Source organism: Arthrobacter sp. B2I5, from assembly GCF_030816735.1.
Taxonomy (GTDB): Bacteria; Actinomycetota; Actinomycetes; order Actinomycetales; family Micrococcaceae; genus Arthrobacter.
The window spans coordinates 996,820-1,017,140 of record NZ_JAUSYF010000001.1 but is presented as its reverse complement, the minus strand read 5'-3'; the positions used below and the strand labels follow the sequence as shown (position 1 = coordinate 1,017,140).

The 20,321-nt window shown below is 65.7% G+C and carries 17 protein-coding genes and 2 tRNA genes; 6 read left to right on the top strand and 13 right to left on the bottom strand.

The window, feature by feature from the left end; genetic code table 11:
• Positions 1-8 precede the first annotated feature (8 nt).
• Positions 9-665 carry an SDR family oxidoreductase gene (locus QFZ60_RS04845; RefSeq protein WP_307088683.1) on the bottom strand — a complete coding sequence of 219 codons (657 nt, stop codon included), beginning with the start codon at positions 663-665 and terminating at the stop codon, positions 9-11.
• Positions 666-681: 16 nt separating this feature from the next.
• Positions 682-1,239 (bottom strand): dihydrofolate reductase family protein, encoded by a 558-nt coding sequence (locus QFZ60_RS04840; RefSeq protein WP_307088681.1) that lies wholly within the window; start codon positions 1,237-1,239, stop codon positions 682-684.
• Between the two features lie 234 nt (positions 1,240-1,473).
• On the opposite strand from QFZ60_RS04840, the gene QFZ60_RS04835 reads away from it, so the two are divergent.
• Complete coding sequence (locus QFZ60_RS04835; protein WP_307088678.1) at positions 1,474-2,373, top strand: SDR family oxidoreductase; 900 nt, start codon at positions 1,474-1,476, stop codon at positions 2,371-2,373.
• A gap of 8 nt (positions 2,374-2,381) precedes the next feature.
• Here QFZ60_RS04835 and yidC read toward each other — a convergent pair whose 3' ends face one another.
• Positions 2,382-3,170 carry a membrane protein insertase YidC gene (gene yidC / locus QFZ60_RS04830; protein WP_307088675.1) on the bottom strand — a complete coding sequence of 263 codons (789 nt, stop codon included), beginning with the start codon at positions 3,168-3,170 and terminating at the stop codon, positions 2,382-2,384.
• A gap of 148 nt (positions 3,171-3,318) precedes the next feature.
• On the opposite strand from yidC, the gene QFZ60_RS04825 reads away from it, so the two are divergent.
• Positions 3,319-3,708: an SHOCT domain-containing protein gene (locus tag QFZ60_RS04825; protein WP_307088673.1), complete on the top strand. Its 390-nt coding sequence runs from the start codon at positions 3,319-3,321 to the stop codon at positions 3,706-3,708.
• Positions 3,709-3,964: 256 nt separating this feature from the next.
• Here QFZ60_RS04825 and QFZ60_RS04820 read toward each other — a convergent pair whose 3' ends face one another.
• The 5 genes from QFZ60_RS04820 to QFZ60_RS04800 form a co-directional block, all read right to left on the bottom strand.
• Complete coding sequence (locus QFZ60_RS04820) at positions 3,965-6,487, bottom strand: hypothetical protein (RefSeq protein WP_307088671.1); 2,523 nt, start codon at positions 6,485-6,487, stop codon at positions 3,965-3,967.
• 587 nt (positions 6,488-7,074) lie between these two features.
• Positions 7,075-7,148 (bottom strand) — tRNA-Met (locus tag QFZ60_RS04815).
• Positions 7,149-7,208: 60 nt separating this feature from the next.
• Positions 7,209-7,280: transfer RNA gene (locus tag QFZ60_RS04810), tRNA-Thr, on the bottom strand.
• A 299-nt stretch (positions 7,281-7,579) separates the two neighbouring features.
• Positions 7,580-9,682: a DEAD/DEAH box helicase gene (locus QFZ60_RS04805; protein WP_307088669.1), complete on the bottom strand. Its 2,103-nt coding sequence runs from the start codon at positions 9,680-9,682 to the stop codon at positions 7,580-7,582.
• A 393-nt stretch (positions 9,683-10,075) separates the two neighbouring features.
• Positions 10,076-10,729: an MOSC domain-containing protein gene (locus tag QFZ60_RS04800; protein ID WP_307088667.1), complete on the bottom strand. Its 654-nt coding sequence runs from the start codon at positions 10,727-10,729 to the stop codon at positions 10,076-10,078.
• A gap of 178 nt (positions 10,730-10,907) precedes the next feature.
• On the opposite strand from QFZ60_RS04800, the gene QFZ60_RS04795 reads away from it, so the two are divergent.
• From QFZ60_RS04795 to QFZ60_RS04780, 4 genes are read left to right on the top strand one after another with little or no spacing between them, the layout of a single operon-like run.
• Positions 10,908-11,543 carry a Tat pathway signal protein gene (locus tag QFZ60_RS04795; protein WP_373427662.1) on the top strand — a complete coding sequence of 212 codons (636 nt, stop codon included), beginning with the start codon at positions 10,908-10,910 and terminating at the stop codon, positions 11,541-11,543.
• 3 nt (positions 11,544-11,546) lie between these two features.
• Positions 11,547-12,758 carry a glutathionylspermidine synthase family protein gene (locus QFZ60_RS04790; RefSeq protein ID WP_307088663.1) on the top strand — a complete coding sequence of 404 codons (1,212 nt, stop codon included), beginning with the start codon at positions 11,547-11,549 and terminating at the stop codon, positions 12,756-12,758.
• A gap of 13 nt (positions 12,759-12,771) precedes the next feature.
• The gene (locus tag QFZ60_RS04785; protein ID WP_307088661.1) at positions 12,772-14,268 is read left to right on the top strand and encodes an APC family permease; all 1,497 of its coding nucleotides are present in this window, start codon (positions 12,772-12,774) and stop codon (positions 14,266-14,268) included.
• Positions 14,265-15,440, top strand: coding sequence for an acyl-CoA dehydrogenase family protein (locus QFZ60_RS04780; RefSeq protein ID WP_307088660.1), 1,176 nt, complete (start codon positions 14,265-14,267; stop codon positions 15,438-15,440). The genes QFZ60_RS04785 and QFZ60_RS04780 overlap by 4 nt, the downstream gene beginning before the upstream one ends.
• 97 nt (positions 15,441-15,537) lie before the next feature.
• Here QFZ60_RS04780 and QFZ60_RS04775 read toward each other — a convergent pair whose 3' ends face one another.
• From QFZ60_RS04775 to QFZ60_RS04755, 5 genes are all read right to left on the bottom strand, one after another.
• The gene (locus QFZ60_RS04775) at positions 15,538-16,335 is read right to left on the bottom strand and encodes an alpha/beta fold hydrolase (protein ID WP_307088657.1); all 798 of its coding nucleotides are present in this window, start codon (positions 16,333-16,335) and stop codon (positions 15,538-15,540) included.
• A gap of 45 nt (positions 16,336-16,380) precedes the next feature.
• Complete coding sequence (locus QFZ60_RS04770) at positions 16,381-17,151, bottom strand: SDR family oxidoreductase (RefSeq protein ID WP_307088654.1); 771 nt, start codon at positions 17,149-17,151, stop codon at positions 16,381-16,383.
• A 26-nt stretch (positions 17,152-17,177) separates the two neighbouring features.
• Positions 17,178-18,536 carry an MFS transporter gene (locus tag QFZ60_RS04765; protein ID WP_373427661.1) on the bottom strand — a complete coding sequence of 453 codons (1,359 nt, stop codon included), beginning with the start codon at positions 18,534-18,536 and terminating at the stop codon, positions 17,178-17,180.
• On the bottom strand, positions 18,533-19,039 hold the full coding sequence (locus tag QFZ60_RS04760; protein WP_142117298.1) for a helix-turn-helix domain-containing protein: 507 nt from the start codon (positions 19,037-19,039) through the stop codon (positions 18,533-18,535). Before QFZ60_RS04760 ends, QFZ60_RS04765 begins: the two co-directional genes overlap by 4 nt.
• A 112-nt stretch (positions 19,040-19,151) precedes the next feature.
• On the bottom strand, positions 19,152-20,315 hold the full coding sequence (locus QFZ60_RS04755) for a cystathionine gamma-synthase (protein ID WP_307088651.1): 1,164 nt from the start codon (positions 20,313-20,315) through the stop codon (positions 19,152-19,154).
• Positions 20,316-20,321: the final 6 nt, after the last annotated feature.

Here is a 20,321-nt window from a genome sequence, read left to right as displayed (position 1 = left end):
GAAGGCGCTTATGCGCCCGGTTCCAGCGCGGCCGCCACCGGCAGGGTGCCGTCGCGGAACTCGATGGTCCGGCCCGCCGTTTGGGGCAGGTCCAGCACGGCCGCCGCCACGATCGCCGTGTTGGCGCGCGAGGTGTCCCGGTCACCGTCCGGGGACGGGTCGACGTCGATCAGTCCTGTTCCAGGCTTGTCCGTCAGTGCCCCGGGACCAAGGATGGTCCAGGCCAGCCCGGTTCCGCGCAGGTACTCGTCCGCGGCCGCCTTGGCTTCGGCGTACGCGAAGAAGCTGTTGCTTTTCGGCACCCCGTGGTCTTTGCCGGCACCGAAGTAGGACACCATGACGTACCGATCCACTCCTGCCTGGCCGGCGGCATCCATGGAGCGGATGGCGGCGTCCCGGTCCACGGCATAGGTGCGGTCCGGGTTGCCGCCGCCGGCACCGGCGGACCAGACCACGGCGTCGTGGCCGGCCAGTGCGCCGGCGATTTCCGCCGTCGTGGCATTCTCCACGTCCAGGACCGACGGCGAGGCGCCGGTGTCAGCGACGTCCCCTGCATGGTCCGGATTCCGGATGAACGAGGTGACGGAGTGGCCTTCGCCGGTGAGGAGCTGGGACAGGAGGAGGGCCACTTTGCCGTGGCCGCCAATAATGGCGATGCGTGTCATGGACCCATTGTGCCTTCTATGAATGGCGTCCATAGCGCAGGTACACCACACCGTTTCCGAACCGCCGCTCGCCCAGCAGGCCGAACCGTGCCTCCAGTCCGTCCGGAAGGAAGCGCAGGCCGCCGCCCACGGCAACCGGGTTGACGAAGAACTGGCACTCGTCCACGAGGCCGGCCTTGAGAGCGTGGGCCGCGAGCGTGGGGCCGCCGATGCTGATGTTCCGGTCCGCTGCGGCCTTCAGGTCCTCCACCGCCTCCGGACGGAACTGCCGTTCCAGGCGGGTCCGGGGCGTGGCCAGAGTATCCAGCGACGTCGAGTACACCACCTTGTCCGCCCCCTGCCAGATGTGCGCGTAGTCCTGGATGACCGGCGGGTCCTCGGACGTACCCATGGTTTCCCAAACGGACATCACCTGGTACATCCGCCGGCCCAGAAGATAGGTGCCCACATCCCGCTCCAGGTCGTTAATGAAGGCGTGGACTTCCTCGTCCGGCGCAGACCAGGCGAAGTTGCCGTCCCTGTCCGCCGTGTAGCCGTCGAGGGACATGATTGCGGAGTAGATCAGGTTCGCCATGGGCCCATTCTGCCGGTGCACCTCGGCCCGGGATAGGTTTTCGGCGCTCCTGGCGGCATTCCCTGGCTTGTTCGCACATCCATGCCCTTCAATGCGGGTAATTGCGAACAGGGTTAGGACCGCAGCGTCCGGCGGTACCGCGTCTCGTCGACTGCTCTTGCTAAACCGCTCCCTGAAAGCATTGACTGAGCCTTGCGCGGTCTTAGTCTCCGGGCAATTGGGAAGGAGTCCTCCATGATCCTCCTGGTCGGCGCCACAGGTGATCTGGGTGGCAGGGTTGCCAGGCGGCTTTGCTCTGCCGGACAAGAAGTCTGTTGCCTGGTCCGGCAGAACACGGACGATTCGCAGCTGCAGGCAATCGGCGCAGAAATTGTCCGTGGCGACCTCCTCGAACCCGCCACGCTGACGTCCGCCTGCAAAGGCGTCGAAACCGTCGTTGCCACAGCCACGGCCATGAGCCGTCGCCTGCAGGGCAGCAGCCAGGCCGGCATGCGGGACATCGACGAAGTGGGCATGGCACATCTCGTCGACGCTGCAGAGGCCGCGGGGGTTGGCCGCTTCGTGTACCTGTCCTTCGCTGGAATCGAAACCGCCGTCGAGACACCGCTGAGGCACGCGAAGCTTGCCACGGAGCGGCGCCTGGCTTCTTCTGGCATGCAGACGGTGATCGTGCGGCCGGATGCCTTCCAGGAAGTCCATTTCTCCCCCACCAGTCGCTTTGACATGGCCGCGGGCAAAGTATCGGTAATCGGAAGGGGCAATACGAGGACCCGATGGGTGGCGACGGAGGACGTGGCTGCCCTCCTCTGCGCCGTGGCCCTCGAGCCGGACCCGCCGCGGCTGGTTGAGTTTGGCGGCCCGGAGCCGCTGTCGAAGAATGAAGCCTGTGCCATGGCCGGGGAGCTGATGCACCGCCCAATGAAGGTGCAGCACATGCCGCGGCTCCTGGCACGTCTTGCCGTAAGGGTCCTCAGCCGCAGCAAGGACGGCCTGGCGTCCGCACTGGGGGCGGGCCTCACGGCGGACCTCAACAGGCCAACGTGGGACGACAAGCCCCTTCGCCAACGCGGGATCGACCCCAGGCCCGTCAGCGACTTCCTGAAGGAGCAGGCGCAGGCATTGGCCGGCCGCTGACGGCGCGCTCACGCCCGGCGGGACACCAGGGACTGCTGTCCCAGGGTCCAGAGGTTGGAAACTGTCCAGTAGACCAGGACTCCGATGGGAAAGAAGATCCCGCCCACACCGAAGACCACAGGCAGGACGTACAGAAGGACTTGCTGCTGGCGCATCAGCGGGCTTTCACTGTCCTGGCCGGCCGTGGTCCGTGAGGCAACAAGTTTCTGCGTCAGGAACTGGCTCGCAATCATCACCAGGATCATGACGACGGCGAGCACGGCCACGGCGGCCGGCTCGCCGCCGCCATGGAGCAGCGAAGCTGACAGCGGCGCCCCGAAGATGCTGGACGAGTCGAACTGGACCACCTGGTCGTGGCCCATCACCCCGATGCCTTCACCCTGGCGGGATGCATTGGAAATTCCTGACAGCACCTGGAAGAGCGCTAGGAAGAACGGTGCCTGGATCAACAGCGGCAGGCACGCCGAGAACGGGTTGGTGCCGTGTTTTTTGTAGAGGGCCATCTGCTCCTGGGCCATGGCCTGCCGCGACGCCTGGTCCGTCCTGCCCTTGTACCTGTCCTGAAGCTCCTTCAGGTCCGGCTGCAGGAGCCGCATCCTGCGCTGGGCCCGCACCTGTGCCAGGAAGACCGGGATCAACGCCGCGCGGATGACCAGCACCAGCCCGATGATGGACAGTGTCCAGGTCCATCCGCCTGCGGCCGGCATGCCCACGGCACTCAGCGCGTCGTGGAAGGCCACCATGATGGCGGACACCAGCCACCGGAACGGCTCCATTACCGCCGTGAAAAAGTCCACCAATCCCCCATCCGCACGTTGCTGCCAAGCTACTGCGGATCGGGGAAACAGGAAAGCCTTCCGTTGCGCGGCTGCTGCCGGAGCGAACCGGTGAGGGCGGCGGAGCGCACCATGTTCAAGAAGAATTCCCAGAGCTATCCTCGAACCTATGAACGAGCATGCGGTTCCAGGGGCGGCCGGCGGTCATCTGTTCGAATACCGGGACGGCGACCGTCGCCTCGGTCGGACCGCGGTACAGCTGGCGGGCCTTTGCCTGGTTGCCAGCGGCGTCGTCATCACAGTTGTGGGGACCACGTTCGGGCAACTGTCGTTCATTCTGGGCATCTTTTTTGCCCTTCTCGGCGCAACACTTCTGGTCACCCTCACGGTGGACTATTCGAGACTGCTCCGAAGGTTCAAGCTGCCGCACACTCCTGCGAACGTCAGCCCGAACGTCTCGGTGGCGTCTGAACTTGCCCTCCTGGCCGACCTCTATTCCAGCGGGGCGCTCTCCCCGGAAGAGTTCACAGCAGCCAAACGCCGCACCTTGGACCCCTAAGTGCACTAAGTCAACATGTTCGTCACATCGTGAACGGGTGAAGATCCCTTAGGCCGGCAGGCAGCGGCCGCCCACACAAAACGCTCGGCTGGAAACCTCCAGCCGAGCGTTTACGTGATTTTATTACTAACCACCTGAGTATCAGGTGTTGCAACGACTCCTAGAAACCCGCGCAACGTGGGAACGGCTTCGTTTTATTTCTACTGGCTTACACCGTCATATCCCTGGTGTCAGGACCGCGCCAGACGGACGTTGTCTAGTAATTGCTGTAGGTCAGCTTCACTTTGCCGTCTTCCAGCGTGACCCCCGCGCTCATGGAAACCGAGGTTGTATCCGTTGCGGGCTTCCAATCAGCTGTTCCGAAACCATATGAGTTGTCCTTCTCATAGGTGACGGCGGCTTTTCCGGGAGTCTGCGTACGAATACGCCAAGGGGAAGAGCCATAGGGATCTTTGCTCATAGTGAACGTGGGCTTCGCGGTGAGCGTCCAGTGGAAGTTCCGTGAATAGCGCGAGGAACTGTAGTTGTTGAGCGGACAGTTGGCCGGCTGGGCATCGGTCGACTTCACGCATTCGGCAAGATAAGCGTCGATTTGCCCCATGGCTTCAGACTTGAGGGCGTCAGAGGCGTCCACCTTGAGGCTGGCGGTCGGGGGTGCCTGGGCGGCCCCAATAGTTACCAACGCCGTCGACTTCGGAGCGGTCAAGTACTTTTCGGAGGACGGCAATTCCACCGTGTACTCGCCAGGCAAAGCAGGGAAATTCAGACCGGATGAACCGAAGGAGCTACCGGCAAGGTCGACGTCGATCTCCTGACCATTGATCACGACCTTCTTCACGGGGGTGTCCGAGGTGATGCGCACGCTCTGAAGAGGTGTCGACTCCATTGCCCAGTGATCATCCAACAGTTCGGGGTTGGACTTACGGAGGCTGAACGTCGTCTGCTGCTTGCGGCCGTCCTGACGCAGGTCGGCCACCACCGTGGCCTTGGCGTCGGAAACCTTCGTCGATACGATGTCGAACCCGTCAATGCGCTTGCCCGCCTTGGCATAAACCTGGTCGGAAAGCAGGACCCGCTGATCGTTGGCCAGGCCGGGATCAGCCAGCGCCATCGCCTTCGAGGCCTCGCCGTTCTGGAGCGCCTGAAGGTAGCTGCTCACGGCCTTATCAGGACCGTTGTTGCCCTTGATGATGTTGAGGGCGATGACTCCACCGACCACCATGACGACCACGAGGCCGGCAGATCCCAGAATGAGTCCAACCTTGCGCTTCGTGCGGGCGGACATCGGCTCCCGAAGCGCCAGCGCAGGATGACCTCCAGGGGTTGCATAGCCGGCCGGAACAGAAGCAGACGCAGTCGTAGCCGATGGGGCTGTGAGCGGCTGGGCTGGAGCGACCTTGTAAGCCAGGGGCAGGGGAACGTACCTGCTCAGCTGAGGCGCGACGTAACGTGCTGAAGCTTCCGTTGCACCGCCCCAAAGCATCAGGAAGAACGGGGTCCACCACGCCAGTGTCATGCTGCCGGCGCCCGAGGCCAGTGAGCCGGCGTCGAAGGTGCCAGTCACGCTGCTGAGCCACGTCATCAGCGTCCCGCCAATGAGGAAGGCGGCAGGGAGCATTGCCCAGTCAGTGATCTTGTTGTTGACCACCGGTCCGCGGCGCAGGTACCAGAAGACGGAAGCGACCATGATTGAAATCAGCGCCAGGAGAAGCAGCAACCAGCCCGCCCAGCCCGGGATGCCGTACTGGTCGAGCGCGCTTCCGAAGCCGAAGCTGCTGTCAGAACCTGAAGAATTCGCCGATGAAGCCACTGAGGAACCGAAATTCCAGGTGCGGCTGACAGCGCTCAGGTGGCCCAGGCCAAACATGAAAAAGCCTGCCGTCGGTGCCCACAAGGGCGATGAGAGCGAAGCCTGCCACCCTGATTTGATTCCCAGAACAATCACAACCACGGGGATGGCAATAGCCAGAAATACGCCGTAGTGCACGGCCACGGTTTCAAAGGCGCGACGAACTGCTGCGCGCACACCAACACCTGCGTTTGCGCCGGGGCGCACTGATACCCGTCCTGCGAAAGTCGCGAGCGTTCCGATAACGAGCGCAAACAGGAATGAACCGAACGTCACTGCCCCGAGCGGGCTGATCTTCACGCTCGGTACCGGCAGCGATATGGCGAAGATCGCCCCGACGACGTTGACCAGGAGAGTGAAGACCAGACCTGTTATTGCTGCCTGGATCCAGATTCCGCCTGTAGTTTGGGCTGCCGACCGTTTAGCGGCGTACCGCCCGCACAGGAACAGCACCGCCATCGACACAGCCGTCAACAGCAGGGGAACGGCGAAGAAGGAAGCTGAGCCGTGCACGTTTCCCATGAAGGGGATGGTCGCGTCGATACTCGAACCGAGTGCGCCAAGCTGGCTCATAACGACCAGTTGGACAGCCAGCTGCCCCATCAGGGACCACGGCGACGGCATTGAACCACCACTGGGAAGCATTGAACTTGAGGGTATTTCGGTGTTGCCACCGTTACTGGCGCTGATACCGATCAACGCCAGAATCAGGAAGAGAACCGCGGTTATCAGAACCGCCACATAAGAAATGGCCCCGAGCAGGGCCCCGGGAATCAGATTCTTGTAGTCGAAAGACTTCAGAAGGTTGGATGCTGGCGCAGCTCCCGAGCCAGGTCCTGTGCGATCACCGACCCATGCGTTAGTCGGCCTGTCAGGCGCGCCATTGGCCGGCCGGGATGGCCCGTTTTGCGGATAATGCTGTTCAGTCACAAATTCCCCCAAATTGTTTTGTATTTCTCATAGTGCCACGGGCGGGTTCTTGTTACGCGGGCCTGCCGTACCTTACGGAATCCCGAGGCATCCGCCCCGTTTCAACAATGCCACGGGGGTCCGACATCGGCTCACAGAACAGCCGCAGGCAAGTTCTTGGCTGCTGAAGCAGCACCACGGGCACGCCGACACGTTCTCCCGCTTCAGGGGTCGGATCCAAGCCGGCTATCGAGGCAGCGGTGTTCGAAAAAGGTGTTGTTCACAAACTTGAACGCTGTGTAAGAACGGGCGCTCTCCACTGGGGGCCGTTACCGGAGAGCTACCGTCTGCTTTTCTGAGTGCGGTACGCGCTAGCGCATCTTGGTTCAGGCCCCGCCCGTCCTTTCGAGGATGAGCCGGGGCCTCCTTTGCCTGTCCGGTATTGGGCGTTTCCTGGCGGGCGCGTGCTGGCAGTGGGTGACGGGGGCTGACTGTTTTATCTTGCATGGCTAACGTCACGGCTTTACCTGAAGCCCGAAAATTACACCGGGTTCTGCGTAGAAACAAGAAAGCCCCCGAATCCTTGCGGAATCCGGGGGCTTAGCCTGTAGCGGTGGGGAGGCTCGATCTCCCGACCTCACGATTATGAGTCGTGCGCTCTAACCAACTGAGCTACACCGCCACGAATGAGAAAAACCTGCGTCAAGCCGGTCAAACCGCCTTGACGCAGGCCCTCATTCAGAGCCCCCCACCGGAATCGATCCGGTGACCTCGTTCTTACCAAGAACGCGCTCTACCACTGAGCTAGGGGGGCAACGAGTAAATACTCTACCGGAAGATTTACGCACCAACAAATCGGCGCCAAGAGCCCTTCCGGGGGCCAGTGCGAACGCGATTTCAGGGACCGCGGGAGCGGCTTTTTCCGCGGAATTCCGCGGCTGGAGGGGCCGGGGAAAGCACAACGGACGACGCCGGGAAGCACCTTCCAAGCTCCCTTAACCGCCGCGTCGGCGCAGGAATGTGGCCAGTCCCACACTCTTGCTGTTAAACGCCGATGGGCCGGCTCGAAAGCCGGCCCATCGCCGTCGTCAATTCCTCAACGCGAGGGGTGGTTTACCACTTGCCCTTGCGGTTGAAGTCGCGGTGTCCGCTGTCGCCGCCGCTGCGGGGCTTGCGGGAGCCATCGCCGTGCCCGCCGAAGCGGGAGTCGCTGGCCTGGCCGCGGTCGCTGAAGGAACGCTCGCTGTACGAACGGCCGCCGCGGTCAGCGGAGGACCGCTCGCCGTCGTTCTTGCGGAATTCCTTCTTGAACCCGCCGTTGCCCTTGAAGTTGCCGCCACGGTCGCCGCCGCGGTTGCCCTGGTAGGCGCCACGGTCACCGGAGGGCTTGCGGCCGTTGTCCAGCTCGAGGTGGATCAGCTCGCCGCCGATCCGGGTGCGGGACAGGGCACGCAGCTGCTCGGCGCTCAGGTCCGCGGGCAGCTCCACCAGGGAGTGGTCCGAGCGGATGTCGATGCCGCCGATCTGTGCGGAGGAGATGCCGCCCTCGTTGGCAATGGCGCCAACGATGGAACCGGGCATGACGCGCTGGCGGCGGCCCACCGCAATGCGGTAGGTGGCGTTGCCCTCGGTCAGCGCACGGGTCGGCCCACGGGAGCCGAAGCCGTCCTTGGAGCGTTCTCGCTTCTGGAACTCGGGAGCAGCAGGCAGTTCCTTGACCAGCAGCGGCTGCCCGCCCTGTGCCATGACGGCCAGTGCCGCAGCGATTTCTGCTGCCGGCACCTTGTGCTCTTCCTCGTAGGAAGCGATCAGGTCGCGGAACATCGAGACGTCCTCGGACTCGAGGGTCTCGGTGATGCGCTCGGCGAACTTGCCAAGACGCAGCGAGTTCACGGTCTCGGCGGTGGGCAGGTGCATCTGCTCCACCGGCTGGCGGGTGGCCTTTTCGATGGCGCGCAGCAGGTACTTCTCCCGCGGCGTCATGAACAGGATCGCCTCGCCGCTGCGGCCCGCGCGGCCGGTGCGGCCGATGCGGTGCACGTAGGACTCGGTGTCGTGCGGGATGTCGTAGTTGACCACGTGGCTGATGCGCTCCACGTCCAGGCCACGGGCGGCGACGTCGGTGGCCACCAGAATGTCGATCCGGCCTTCCTTCAGCGCGTCCACGGTGCGCTCGCGCTGCTGCTGCGGGATGTCGCCGTTGATGGCGGCAGCCTGGAAACCGCGGGACTTCAGCTTGTCAGCCAGGTCCTCGGTGGCCATCTTGGTGCGCACGAAGGCGATGACGCCGTCGAACTCTTCGACCTCCAGGATGCGGGTCATGGCATCGAGCTTGTGCGGGCCCATGACCTGCAGGTACCGCTGGCGGGTGTTGGCGCCGGTGGTGGTCTTGGACTTGACGGAGATCTCGGCCGGGTTGTTCAGGTACTGCTTGGACATGCGGCGGATCTGGCTCGGCATGGTGGCCGAGAACAGTGCAACCTGGCGGTCCGACGGGGTCTGCTGGAAGATCTGCTCCACGTCTTCGGCGAAGCCCATGCGCAGCATTTCGTCAGCCTCGTCCAGCACCAGGTACTGGAGCTCGGACAGGTCCAGGGAACCCTTGGAGATGTGGTCGATCACGCGGCCGGGGGTACCGACAACAACCTGGGCGCCGCGACGCAGGCCGGCCAGCTGGGGGCCGTAGGCGGAGCCGCCATAGACGGGCAGCACGGTGAAGTCGTCGATGTGCTTGGCGTAAGAGGTGAACGCCTCAGCCACCTGGAGGGCAAGCTCACGGGTGGGGGCCAGGACCAGGGCCTGGGTCTTGCGGGACGGGCCGTTAAGGTCGTGGAGTTCGGCCAGGCGGGACAGTGCCGGTACTGCGAATGCTGCAGTCTTACCGGTACCGGTCTGGGCCAGGCCCACCACGTCGCGGCCTTCGAGCAGCAGCGGGATGGTGGCTGCCTGGATGGGGGACGGCTTTTCATAGCCGACGTCCTGCAGTGCGGCCAGGACACGGCCGTCGATGCCGAGATCGGCGAAGCGCACGCCGTCTTCCTCGTCCTCGTCAGCCTTGGTTGCCGCGGTTTCTTCGGCTTTGGCTGCGGGGGCGGCCGGGGCGGCTTCGGGAGCTTCAGCGGTTACGCCGGCGGCCTCTGCTGCGGGGGCAGCGGGCTCGGTGAATTCGATGCCGGCGGTTGCTTCGGTGGTGGTTTCGTTCTGGTTTTCGGGCATAGGGAGATATTCCTCATCCATAGGGGGCCAGGCGGCACTACCCGAGGTGAGCGGAGCCGCAGTACGCGTGCCGATGATGCCGGGCAAACGTTGACCGGCCGGTCACAGAAGTCCGGCGCTTTCGCAATCCCGTGGCAGGACTTCGCGCTGCATCTCTTGGCTGCTATCCCAGCAGTCTGTACAGCGTTTTCTTTAGCCGGCTCTCCCTATGAAAATGCCCGCATCGCTTGCGCGGGCCCCAACACTTGCCAGTCCTGCCTCAAAAATTGGGCAGGAATAAGGGATTTCCGGAGTGGGGGATGTTTCAAGTGTAAGGGATGGACGCCACTGACCGCCAATTCAGGGTCCGACGGCGGCGGTGAGCTTGCGCACACGGCCCGCCTGGACGGGGTGCTACTGCCCCAGCCGCCGCAGCAGCACCTCGAACTTGGTGTGGTATTCGTCCTGGAGCCTGATCTCGCCGTCGGCCTCTGCACTGCGGAGGGCCTCGATGACCTCCGCGTCCGGCGCGCTGAACCATCTGCCGATGGTGACGCCGTGGCGCGGCACGAAGGTCCGCTCGATGGTGTCGCCGGCCCGGATGCTGCCGGTGCGGAGGACGCGCAGGTACGTCCCCACCCGCCCCTCGTCGGTGAACCGCTTCACCCACTGCGGCTCCTTCATGCGGCGCTGGAACGTGGCGCAGGGGGTGCGTGGGGAGGTGACTTCGAGTTCGACGTCGGGCCCCACCTTCCAGCGTTCCCCGATGACAGCGTGGGTGGCTTCGATGCCTGCCACCCGCAGGTTCTCGCCAAAAATGCCCGGCGGCAGTTCCCGTCCCAGGGTCCCGGCCCAGAAGTCGGCGTCGGCCTGGGAGTAGGCGTAGACGGCCTGGTCCTCCCCGCCGTGGTGCGCCCTGTTGGCCTGGATGTCGCCGCGCAGGCCCAGCTTGTGGACCTTCACCGGCCCGTTTGCCGGCCGCTTGTCGATGGCGGTGACGCCAACGTTCCCCTGGTCCCCGATCAGTTGGTGCACGCGGCAGACGGCGAGGACAGAACCTGATTCCATGGCATCAGTCTAGGGTTCCCCCTGCTGCCTCCCGCCGATGCTGCCATGGGCACTTCTCCCCCGGCCTTCGAGCGCGGTGCTACTCGCAGCCGCCCCGCGGAGGGATTACGCTGATCCGAGGATTGCAATGGGGGTGCAGCGCTGTGCCCAATTCACGTGGACAACTGAAGGGGACGCTGTGGATTCAAACACCATGGACCCGAACGAGGACCCCAACAAAGCGCAGGACAACGCGTCCGGCGGAGCCTCCGGGCACGAATCTTCGGAAACCGCCGCGCGCAGCACCGCCAAGCCTCCGCCCTGGCAGGTCCCCAGGCCGGACCTGCGCCCCGAACTCCTCAATGAACCCGTCACCCCTGTGGACCCGTTCGCGCGGGAGCGGGAAAAACAGCTCAACGATGAGGCGGCGCGGAAGAAGCGTTCCCAGCGGCGCACGGTGGTGGTGGGCCTGGGCGTGACTGCGCTCCTGGCCGGAACCATTACGGCGGTGGTGGCCAGCAACCAGGACGACCCCGAGTACGCACAGGTGTGCTTCAACGACGAGACCGGCGAGCGCGTGGAGGACAGGAACTGTGACAGCTCGGCAGGGAGGGGTGGCGGGATCTATGCCTGGTATTTCTTCTCCCGCGGTGCCTATGTCCCGCCGATAGGGCAGAACCGGTCAACGGCCCCCAATTTCACCAGGACTGTTCCCAGCGGGGCCAAGGCCTCCACCGGCTACAGCAGCCAGGGCGGCACGGTCAGCCGCGGAGGTTTCGGCTCCAGCGCCAAGAGCGGCTCAAGCGGTGGCGGCGGCAAGGTCTCGGGAGGCTGACGGATGAAGAGGATGTTGTCCGAGCCCCGTCCCGGCTGGAAGCAGAAGATCGAAGAGCAGGGCCTGGTATTTTCCACCACCACCATGGATGACGGGCGCCGGATCGAGTACTGGAACGAGTCCGCGTACTACGAATTCACCATGGACGAGGTAGAGACCCTTGAGGTGGTGGCCGAGGACATGCACCGGATGTGCCTTGAGGCCGCGAAATTCCTGGCCACCGGCGCCATGGGCAGCATCGGCATCGGCCCGCAGGCCCTGGAACTGGCCGCGGCATCCCTGCAGGCCGGCGACGTGGATGTGTACGGCCGGTTCGACTTCATTTACGACGGCCGGGGCGGTCCGGCCAAGATGCTCGAATACAACGCCGACACCCCCACCGGGCTCATCGAGGCCGCCGTCGCCCAATGGTTCTGGCTGCAGGACGTCCACCCGGAGAAGGATCAATGGAACGGCATCCATGAAGCCCTGATCCGGCAGTGGAAGAAGTTCCAGTACCGCACCGGCATGAGCACCCTCCACGTTGCCCATTCGGAGGTGGAGGAATCCGGCGAGGACTGGATGACCGCGGCCTACATGCGCGACGTCGCCAGCCAGGCCGGGTGGACCACCATTGGGATCAACATGTCCGATATCGGCTGGGACCCCAACCTGAACCGCTTCGTGGACCTGGACAACTTTATGATCAGCACCATCTTCAAGCTCTACCCCTGGGAGCTGATGATGAGGGAGGAATTCGGGCCCCGCCTCCTGGAGCGGGCACACAACCCCCGCTGGGTGGAGCCTGCCTGGAAGATGCTGCTCTCCAACAAGGCCCTGCTCGCCGCCCTGTGGCACCTCTACCCCGACCATCCCAACCTGCTGCCTGCCTACCTCACCGATCCGGGGCCGCTGAAGGAATGGGTGGCCAAGCCCCTCCACGGCCGCGAAGGCGACAACATCCGGATCCATGCGGATGGAATCAGCCTGGAACAGCCCGGCGGCTACGGCCGGGAGGGCTGGTGCTACCAGCAGTACCACCCACTGCCGGACTTCGACGGCAACCACCCCGTCCTGGGCCTGTGGGTGGTGGACGGCGAGTCCGTTGGCTGCGGCATCCGGGAATCGGACGGGCCGGTCACCGACTACTTCTGCCGCTTCGTCCCCAACACCATTGACGCGCCGGCGCCGCTTTCCGCGGTGACCGATACCACCAAGGCAGGAATCGTTCTATGAAACCGGTGACAGCATGAGCACGGACATGACGACGACGGGCGGCCCCGGGCGCGGGACCGGCACCCCGGTGCCCGCCAAGGGGTTGCGGGCCGGCATCCTGGACCTGGGCGACTCGGTGATGCTGGGCCTGGCCTCCACCGCTCCGGTCTATTCGCTGGCCGCCACCCTGGGCCTCATCGTGGCGGTCAACGGTAACTACACTCCCCTGATCCTGCTGCTGGGCTTCATTCCGGTCCTGTTCATCGCCTACGCCTTCCGCGAGCTCAACAGCGCCATCCCGGACTGCGGCACCACCTTCACCTGGTCCCGCCGGGCCTTCGGCCCCTGGGCGGGCTGGCTGGGCGGCTGGGGCGTGGCACTTGCCGGCATCGTGGTCCTGGCCAACCTGGCACAGGTGGCAGGGCAGTATCTTTGGCTGCTGGTGGGCGACGGGTCCCTGGCGGAGAACAAAGTACTGGTCACCGGCACAGGGCTGGCGTTCATCATCCTCATGACCTTGGTGAACTACCGCGGGATCCGGCTCGGCGAACACGTCCAGCGCGTCCTGACCTACGTCCAGTACATTGCCCTGGGCATCTTCGCGCTTGCCATCGTGGTGCGGATCGTGGGCGGGGCGCCCGAGGGGCAAGCCTTCGATCTCGAGTGGTTCAACCCCGCAGGCGCCTTCGCCGATCCCGGCGCCGTGGTGCACGGGGCGCTGCTTGCCCTGTTCATCTACTGGGGCTGGGACACCTGCCTTGCCGTGAACGAGGAAACCGAGAACCCGTCCACCACCCCAGGCCGCGGCGCCGTGATCTCGGCGTTCGTCCTGGTGGCAATCTACGTTTCCGTGGCGCTGCTGGTGATGATGTACGCCACCGTGGGCTCGGAGGGGATCGGCCTGGGCAACGAGGCCAACCAGGACGATGTCTTCCTGGCCATGAAGGACGTGGTGCTGGGCCCGTGGGGCTGGCTGATCGTCGTCGCGGTTCTGGCGTCTGTCCTGTCTTCAACCCAGACCACCATCCTGCCCACGGCCCGCGGAACGCTCTCCATGGGTGTCCACCGGGCGCTGCCGGCAAAGTTCGCGGAGGTGCACCCGCGAAACCAGACGCCGGGTTTTTCCACCCGGGTGATGGGCGGCGCGGCGGCGGCCTATTACGTGGCCATGAGCTTCCTGAGCGAAAACCTGCTGGCGGACTCCATCAGTGCCATCAGCCTGTTCATCGCGTTCTACTACGCGCTGACCGGCTTCGCCTGCTTCTGGTACTTCCGTGGAACGCTGCGGGAATCAGCGCGCAACCTCTGGTTCCGCGGCATCCTGCCCCTGGCCGGGGCGCTGCTGCTGACCGCAGCGTTCTTCATCTCGGCGGTGCAGATGTGGGACCCGGCCTACGGCGACACCCGGATCTTCGGCGTCGGCGGTGCCTTTGTGAGCGGCGTGCTGCTGCTGGCGCTGGGCGTGGTCCTCGCCGTCGTCTGCCGCTTCCTGCCATCCACCCGCGGCTACTTCGTAGGGAAACAGTCATGACGGCCGGACCGTCCGACGTCCTGGACCTGGATTCCCTGCTCTCGGCCGGGGAACTGGAGCTCCGGCAGAAGGTCCGCGACTTCACCAACCAGCGGATCAAACCGGAGATTGCCGGCTGGTATGACGACGCCGTCTTTCCCCTGGACCTGGCCCCGGAGCTCGGTGAACTCGGGGTCCTCGGCATGCATCTGGAGGGCTACGGCTGCCCCGGCCGGTCCGCCGTCGAATACGGCCTCGCGGCCATGGAACTGGAGGCCGGCGATTCCGGCATCCGCACCTTCGTGTCCGTCCAGGGCTCGCTGGCCATGACGGCCATCCACACCTGGGGATCGGAGGAGCAGAAGCAGGAGTGGCTGCCGCGGATGGCCGCCGGGGAGGTGATCGGGTGCTTTGCCCTGACCGAGCCCACCGCCGGTTCGGATCCCGCCGCCATGGCCACCTTTGCTGAGCGGGACGGCAGTGGAGAGGACGCCGGCTGGGTGCTCAACGGCGCCAAGAGATGGATCGGGCTGGCCTCGGTGGCCGGCGTGATGGTGGTGTGGGCCATGACGGACGACGGCGTGCACGGCTTCCTGGTGCCGGCCGGCACCCCAGGGGTGACCGCCACGCCCATCCGGCAGAAGCTGTCCATGCGCGCCTCCATCCAGTGCGATGTGGTGTTCGACGGCGTCCGGCTGGGTCCCGAATCCCTGCTGCCGGGTGCGCGCGGGCTGCGTGGCCCGTTCACCTGCCTGAACGAGGCCCGGTACGGGATTGCGTGGGGGGCCATGGGAGCCGCCCGTGATTCCTATGAGGCTGCGCTGGCGTACTCGCAGGAGCGGCGGCAGTTCGGCAAGCCGCTGGCCGGCTACCAGCTCACGCAGGAAAAGCTGGTGAACATGCTGGTGGAGATCCAGAAGGGCACCCTGCTGGCCCTGCACCTGGGCAGGCTGAAGGATGCGGGGAGCATCCGGCCGGAGCAGATCTCGCTGGGCAAGCTGAACAACGTCCGGGAGGCGATTGCCGTGGCGCGGGAGGCGCGGTCCATCCTGGGCGGCAACGGCATCACCACGGATTACTCGCCGCTGCGGCATGCCGCGAACCTGGAGTCGGTCCGCACGTATGAGGGCACCGATGAGGTGCACACCCTGATCCTCGGCCGGCACATCACCGGCCTGGACGCCTTCCACTGATCTTGGCCTCCCCAACCCAACTAGGTAGCAGTTGATGTCGTTTTGGGGGCTCAAAACGACATCAACTGCTACCTAGTTGGGTGGGACTGGGTGCGCCTCAGGCGAGACCCTGCAGGAAGCGCCGGACCTCGGTGTTGAAGGGCTCCGGCGCTTCGGCGAACACCAGATGTCCGGCGCCGGGAATCACCGTCAGCGCCGCCCCGGGAATCTGCCGGTGCAGTTCCCTCGCCACCGGCAGCGGTGCGCGCTGGTCCTCCTCGCCGTAAATCAAAAGTGTGGGAACAGCAATCGTTGGCAGGACGCTGCGGTAGTCCGCGCGTCCGCTGGCGCTTAGCAGTGCCCGCAGGCTTGCCGGACGGACATCAAGCATCACGGCGGCGACTTCGGCCACCACTGCGGGGTCCGCGGCTTTCGTGAGGAGGGTGGGCAGCCACTCGTGGACAAACTTCCCCGGCGGCTCGCCGATCTCCGCTTCCACCATGGCCATCCGGCGGTCCACTTCCTCCGGCGGCAGCGATCCTGCCCAGCCGGCGTATGCCGATACCAGCAGCAATGATGCAGGGATCTCCGGGTACCCTTTGAACAGCTCCAGCGCCACGATGGAACCCCAGGACACTCCAAGGATGTGCGGCTTTCCCTTCCCGCCCGCAGCTTCCTCTATGAAGCCGGCGGCAAGCAGTCCCAGGTCGCGGGCGGAGAGGTCGGGTGCAGGGTCATCGGACTGCCCGCATCCGGGGGCATCCCAGGCGATCACGGTGAAGTCCCGGCAAAGGTCCTCCAGCTGGTGCCGCCAAATCCTGCTGTCCTCGCCGGCGCCGTGGAAGAGGACCAGCGGTGGCCCGCTGCCCACCCGCCGGTAGGCAATCCTGAGTCCGGCTACCTCAACGGCGTCCATATCCGCGATTGTAGGGCTGCGAAACCCTGTTGCCTACGGAAGGCATCATGCCGAGAAGCCGCCGTCCGCCTTGATCAGCTGCCCGGACACCCACCGGCCGGCCGGGGACAGGAGGAACGCCACGGTCCCGGCGACGTCGGCCGGGGTGCCCAGCCTGCCGGTGGGCTGGCGCGCGGTGAGCTCCGCGCGGATCTCCGGGGTCATCCAGCCGGTATCCACCGGCCCCGGGTTGAGCACGTTCGCGGAGATCCCCTGCGGACCCAGCTCGCGGGCCGCGGCAATCACGATCCTGTCCAGCGCCCCCTTCGAGGCGCCGTAGGGAAGGTTGAACGCTGTGTGGTCACTGGTCAGCGCAACGACCGCGCCGCCGTCGTCCGTTGCCTGCCGTGCAAAGGCGGCGATCAGCTGCCAGCTGGCGCGGGTGTTCACCGCGAAGTGCCGGTCAAAGGACTCCACGCTGGTGTCCAGCACGCCTGAATCCACCGACTCCGCGTGGCTGAGCACCAAGCCCTGCAACGGGCCAGCCAGCTGCGCGGCCTCTGCCACGAGACGGTCCGGGACGCCGGGATCCTGGAGATCGGCTGACAGGACATGGACCTTGGCGCCGATGGCCTCCAGCTCGGCGGTGAGGCGAACCACGTCCTCGGGTTCGCTCCCCCACGGCATACGGGCGTCGTAGTCGGCCCAGTAGGACAGCGCCAGGTCCCACCCGTCCGCGGCGAGCTGCCGGGCAATGCCGGCACCGATGCCCGCCAGCCGCCCCACACCGGTGACCAGGGCAACGGGGCGGGCAGGGACGGGTGTGACGGGTTCCATCGGACCAGCCTAACGGGGGGCCTGCTTCAGGCCGCTGCCGGCTCCGCTTCCCGCGAACTGTGGTTCCGGCGGATGGTGGCACTGATGACCGCGGCAATGGTGCACATGGCGGCTGCCCCGAGCCAGGCGTAGGTGTAGTGGCCGGTGGCGTCCCGCAGGGCGCCGGCGGCGATGGCGGCCGCGGCGGCGCCCAGTTGGTGGGCCGCGAAGACCCAGCCGAAGACCACGCTGCCGTCAGCGCCGAACGTTTCGCGGCAGATGGCGGCCGTGGGGGGAACCGTGGCCACCCAGTCCAGGCCGTAGATCACGACGAACACGATGATGCTGGGCTGCACCTCGACGTTCAGCAGCAGCGGGAGCACCAGCAGGCCGATGCCGCGGAACTGGTAGTAGACGGCCAGCAGGACACGGGGGTTGAAGCGGTCGGTCAGCCAGCCTGAGGCGATGGTCCCGATGATGTCGAAAATTCCGACGACGGCGAGCAGCCCCGCGGCGGTGGTTTCGGGCATGCCGTGGTCATGGGCGGAGGGGATGAAGTGGGTGCCGATCAGGCCGTTGGTGGTGGCGCCGCAGATGGCGAATCCGGCCGCGAGCGCCCAGAACGTGCGTACCCTGCTGGCCCGCTTGAGGACCTGGACGGCCCGGACGGCGGCGTTGCTGCGCCGGCCATCGCCCGGCGCGTTTGTGGAACCGTCCTGCACTTCAGCGGCAAGCTCGTCTGCGCCATACGGCAGCACTCCGGCGTCGGCGGGTGAGTTCCTGAGGAACTTCAGCACCAGCGGGACCACGGCGAGCGCGCCGGCGGCGATCAGCAGGGAAGCCTGGCGCCACCCCGGATCCTGCGCGAGGAGGGCGATGAAGGGCAGGAAAACCAACTGGCCGGCGGCGCTGCCGGCGGTTAGGATGCCGATGACCAGTCCCCGGCTTTTCGCAAACCAGTTGTTGGCTATGGTGGCGGCGAAGACCAGCGCCATGGAGCCGGTCCCGAGCCCGATCAGCAGGCCCCACGTCAGCAGGATCTGCCAGGACTGGTTCACCAGCACGGTCAGGGCGCTGCCGGCACCGATCAGCACCAGGGCCGTTGCCGTGACAGCCCGGATGCCGAACCGTTCCATCAGGGCGGCGGCGAACGGGGCCGTGAGGCCGAAGAGCACCAGGTTGATGCTGACGGCTGCCGAGAGGACCGTGGTGGACCAGCCGAACTCCTGCTGGAGCGGAACCATGAGGACGCCCGGGGCCGCCCGGAATCCGGCTGCTCCCACCAGGGCAAGGAAGGCAACGGCGGCAACGATCCAGGCCGGGTGCAGGCGCCGGCGCGGGCCCGGACGCTGCGAGGCGGCCGCCACAGCTGGAATGTCGGCTGTTTCTTCGGGCAGGGTGCTCACGAAACCGCTCCCGTCCCCGATGCGGTGGATAACGGGATGGGCTGGTCGGACCTGGACCGGCTGTGCCAGCTGGTGTTGGCCGCCGTCAGCCGTTCGCCACACCGGGTGCAGGTGTCCGCCGAGGTGGTGGGTTCCCCGCAGCCGGTGTGGATCACGTACAGGTGCGCCTGGTCCGAGGGCGCGGGCAGGTGCTTTTCGGCCCAGATGGTGACCGCGTTCAGGACCGGGAGCGCGTCCTCACCCTTGGGAGTGAGCACGTACTCGTGGCGTGTGCGGCCGCCGTCGTCGTATGCCTTCCTGGCCAGCAGCCCGGACTCCACCAGGCCTGCCAGGCGTTTGGTGAGCACCGAGTCCGCCACCTCCAGCCGGTTTTTCATGGCGTCGAAGCGGCCGTTTCCGAAGAACACCTCGCGCAGCACCAGGATGGACCAGGGGTCGCCGAGGATGTCCAGGCCGCGGGCCATGCTGCAGCTGCGTTGGGACCAGTCGGAGCGAAGAGGCATAGGGAAAACCCTAGCTGGCTTCTTTCAAGAAAGCCATACCCTGCGCGAGATAGCACTTAACGGCAGTCCGGGCTGTGAACATTGCCGCGAAGTGTCATCTCGCGGGGGTGGATTACGGGATGGCGGAGAAGGCCTGGTCCAGGTCGGCGATCAGGTCCTCCACGTCCTCGATGCCGCAGGACAGCCGGAGCAGGTTGACCGGGACGGCCAGCTCGGTGCCCTTGACTGAGGCGTGGGTCATTTCGGAGGGGTAGTTCATGAGGGACTCGATGCCGCCCAGGGACTCCGCGAGGGTGAACACGGACGTGGACTCCGCCACCTTCCGGGCCGCCGCCTCACCGCCCTTGAACTGCACCGAGACCATGCCGCCGAACTTCCGCATCTGCTTTTTGGCGAGCTCGTAGCCGGGGTGGGTGGGCAGGCCCGGATACAGGACGGCCTCCACCTCCGGGCGTTCCAGCAGCCACTCGGCCACGGCCTGGCCGTTCTCGCTGTGCCGGTCCATGCGGACGCCCAGGGTCTTCAGGCCGCGCGTGGTCAGGAAGGCATCCATCGGGCCGGACACGGCGCCCACGGCGAACTGGACGAAGCCGATCTTGTCGGCCAGTTCCGCGTCCTTGACCACCACGGCACCGCCCACCACGTCAGAGTGGCCGCCGATGTACTTGGTGGTGGAGTGGACCACGACGTCGGCACCCAGGGCGAGCGGGGTCTGCAGGTAGGGGGACGCGAAGGTGTTGTCCACCACCAGGAGTGCCCCGGCGTCGTGCGCTATGTCCGCGAGCGCCGCGATGTCGGTGATCTTCATCAGCGGGTTGGAGGGCGTCTCCACCCACAGGAAGCGGGTCTTGTGGGAGGCCACGGCGTCGCGGACCATGTCCAGGTTGGCCATGTCCACGGGGGTGTTGCCGATTCCCCAGTCGCCGAGCACCCGGCTGATCAGCCGGTAGGTTCCTCCGTAGGCGTCGTTGCCCAGCACGATGTGGTCGCCGGGGCGGGTGAGAGCGCGGATGAGGGCGTCCTCCGCGGCCAGGCCGGAGCTGAAGCTGTAGGCGTGGGTCCCCAGTTCCAGCGCCGCGAGCTGTACCTGCAGCGCGTCCCTGGTGGGGTTCCCACCGCGCCCGTATTCGTAGCCGCTGCGCAGGCCGCCGATCCCGTCCTGGGCGTAGGTGGAGCTGAAGTGCAGCGGCGGCACCACGGCCCCGGTGCGGGGCTCAAACTCCTGGCCCGCGTGGACGGCGCGGGTGTTGAAACCTTGGTTTTCAGAGGCAGGCATGGGTGC

Coding starts and splice junctions, on each gene's coding strand:
- QFZ60_RS04785 (WP_307088661.1), top strand. CDS start 12,772: ATGAGCACGGACATGACGACGACGGGCGGCCCCGGGCGCGGGACCGGC.
- QFZ60_RS04800 (WP_307088667.1), bottom strand. CDS start 10,729: ATGGAATCAGGTTCTGTCCTCGCCGTCTGCCGCGTGCACCAACTGATC.
- QFZ60_RS04775 (WP_307088657.1), bottom strand. CDS start 16,335: ATGGACGCCGTTGAGGTAGCCGGACTCAGGATTGCCTACCGGCGGGTG.
- QFZ60_RS04845 (WP_307088683.1), bottom strand. CDS start 665: ATGACACGCATCGCCATTATTGGCGGCCACGGCAAAGTGGCCCTCCTC.
- QFZ60_RS04805 (WP_307088669.1), bottom strand. CDS start 9,682: ATGCCCGAAAACCAGAACGAAACCACCACCGAAGCAACCGCCGGCATC.
- QFZ60_RS04825 (WP_307088673.1), top strand. CDS start 3,319: ATGAACGAGCATGCGGTTCCAGGGGCGGCCGGCGGTCATCTGTTCGAA.
- QFZ60_RS04755 (WP_307088651.1), bottom strand. CDS start 20,315: ATGCCTGCCTCTGAAAACCAAGGTTTCAACACCCGCGCCGTCCACGCG.
- QFZ60_RS04835 (WP_307088678.1), top strand. CDS start 1,474: ATGATCCTCCTGGTCGGCGCCACAGGTGATCTGGGTGGCAGGGTTGCC.
- QFZ60_RS04780 (WP_307088660.1), top strand. CDS start 14,265: ATGACGGCCGGACCGTCCGACGTCCTGGACCTGGATTCCCTGCTCTCG.
- QFZ60_RS04840 (WP_307088681.1), bottom strand. CDS start 1,239: ATGGCGAACCTGATCTACTCCGCAATCATGTCCCTCGACGGCTACACG.
- QFZ60_RS04790 (WP_307088663.1), top strand. CDS start 11,547: ATGAAGAGGATGTTGTCCGAGCCCCGTCCCGGCTGGAAGCAGAAGATC.
- QFZ60_RS04760 (WP_142117298.1), bottom strand. CDS start 19,039: ATGCCTCTTCGCTCCGACTGGTCCCAACGCAGCTGCAGCATGGCCCGC.
- QFZ60_RS04770 (WP_307088654.1), bottom strand. CDS start 17,151: ATGGAACCCGTCACACCCGTCCCTGCCCGCCCCGTTGCCCTGGTCACC.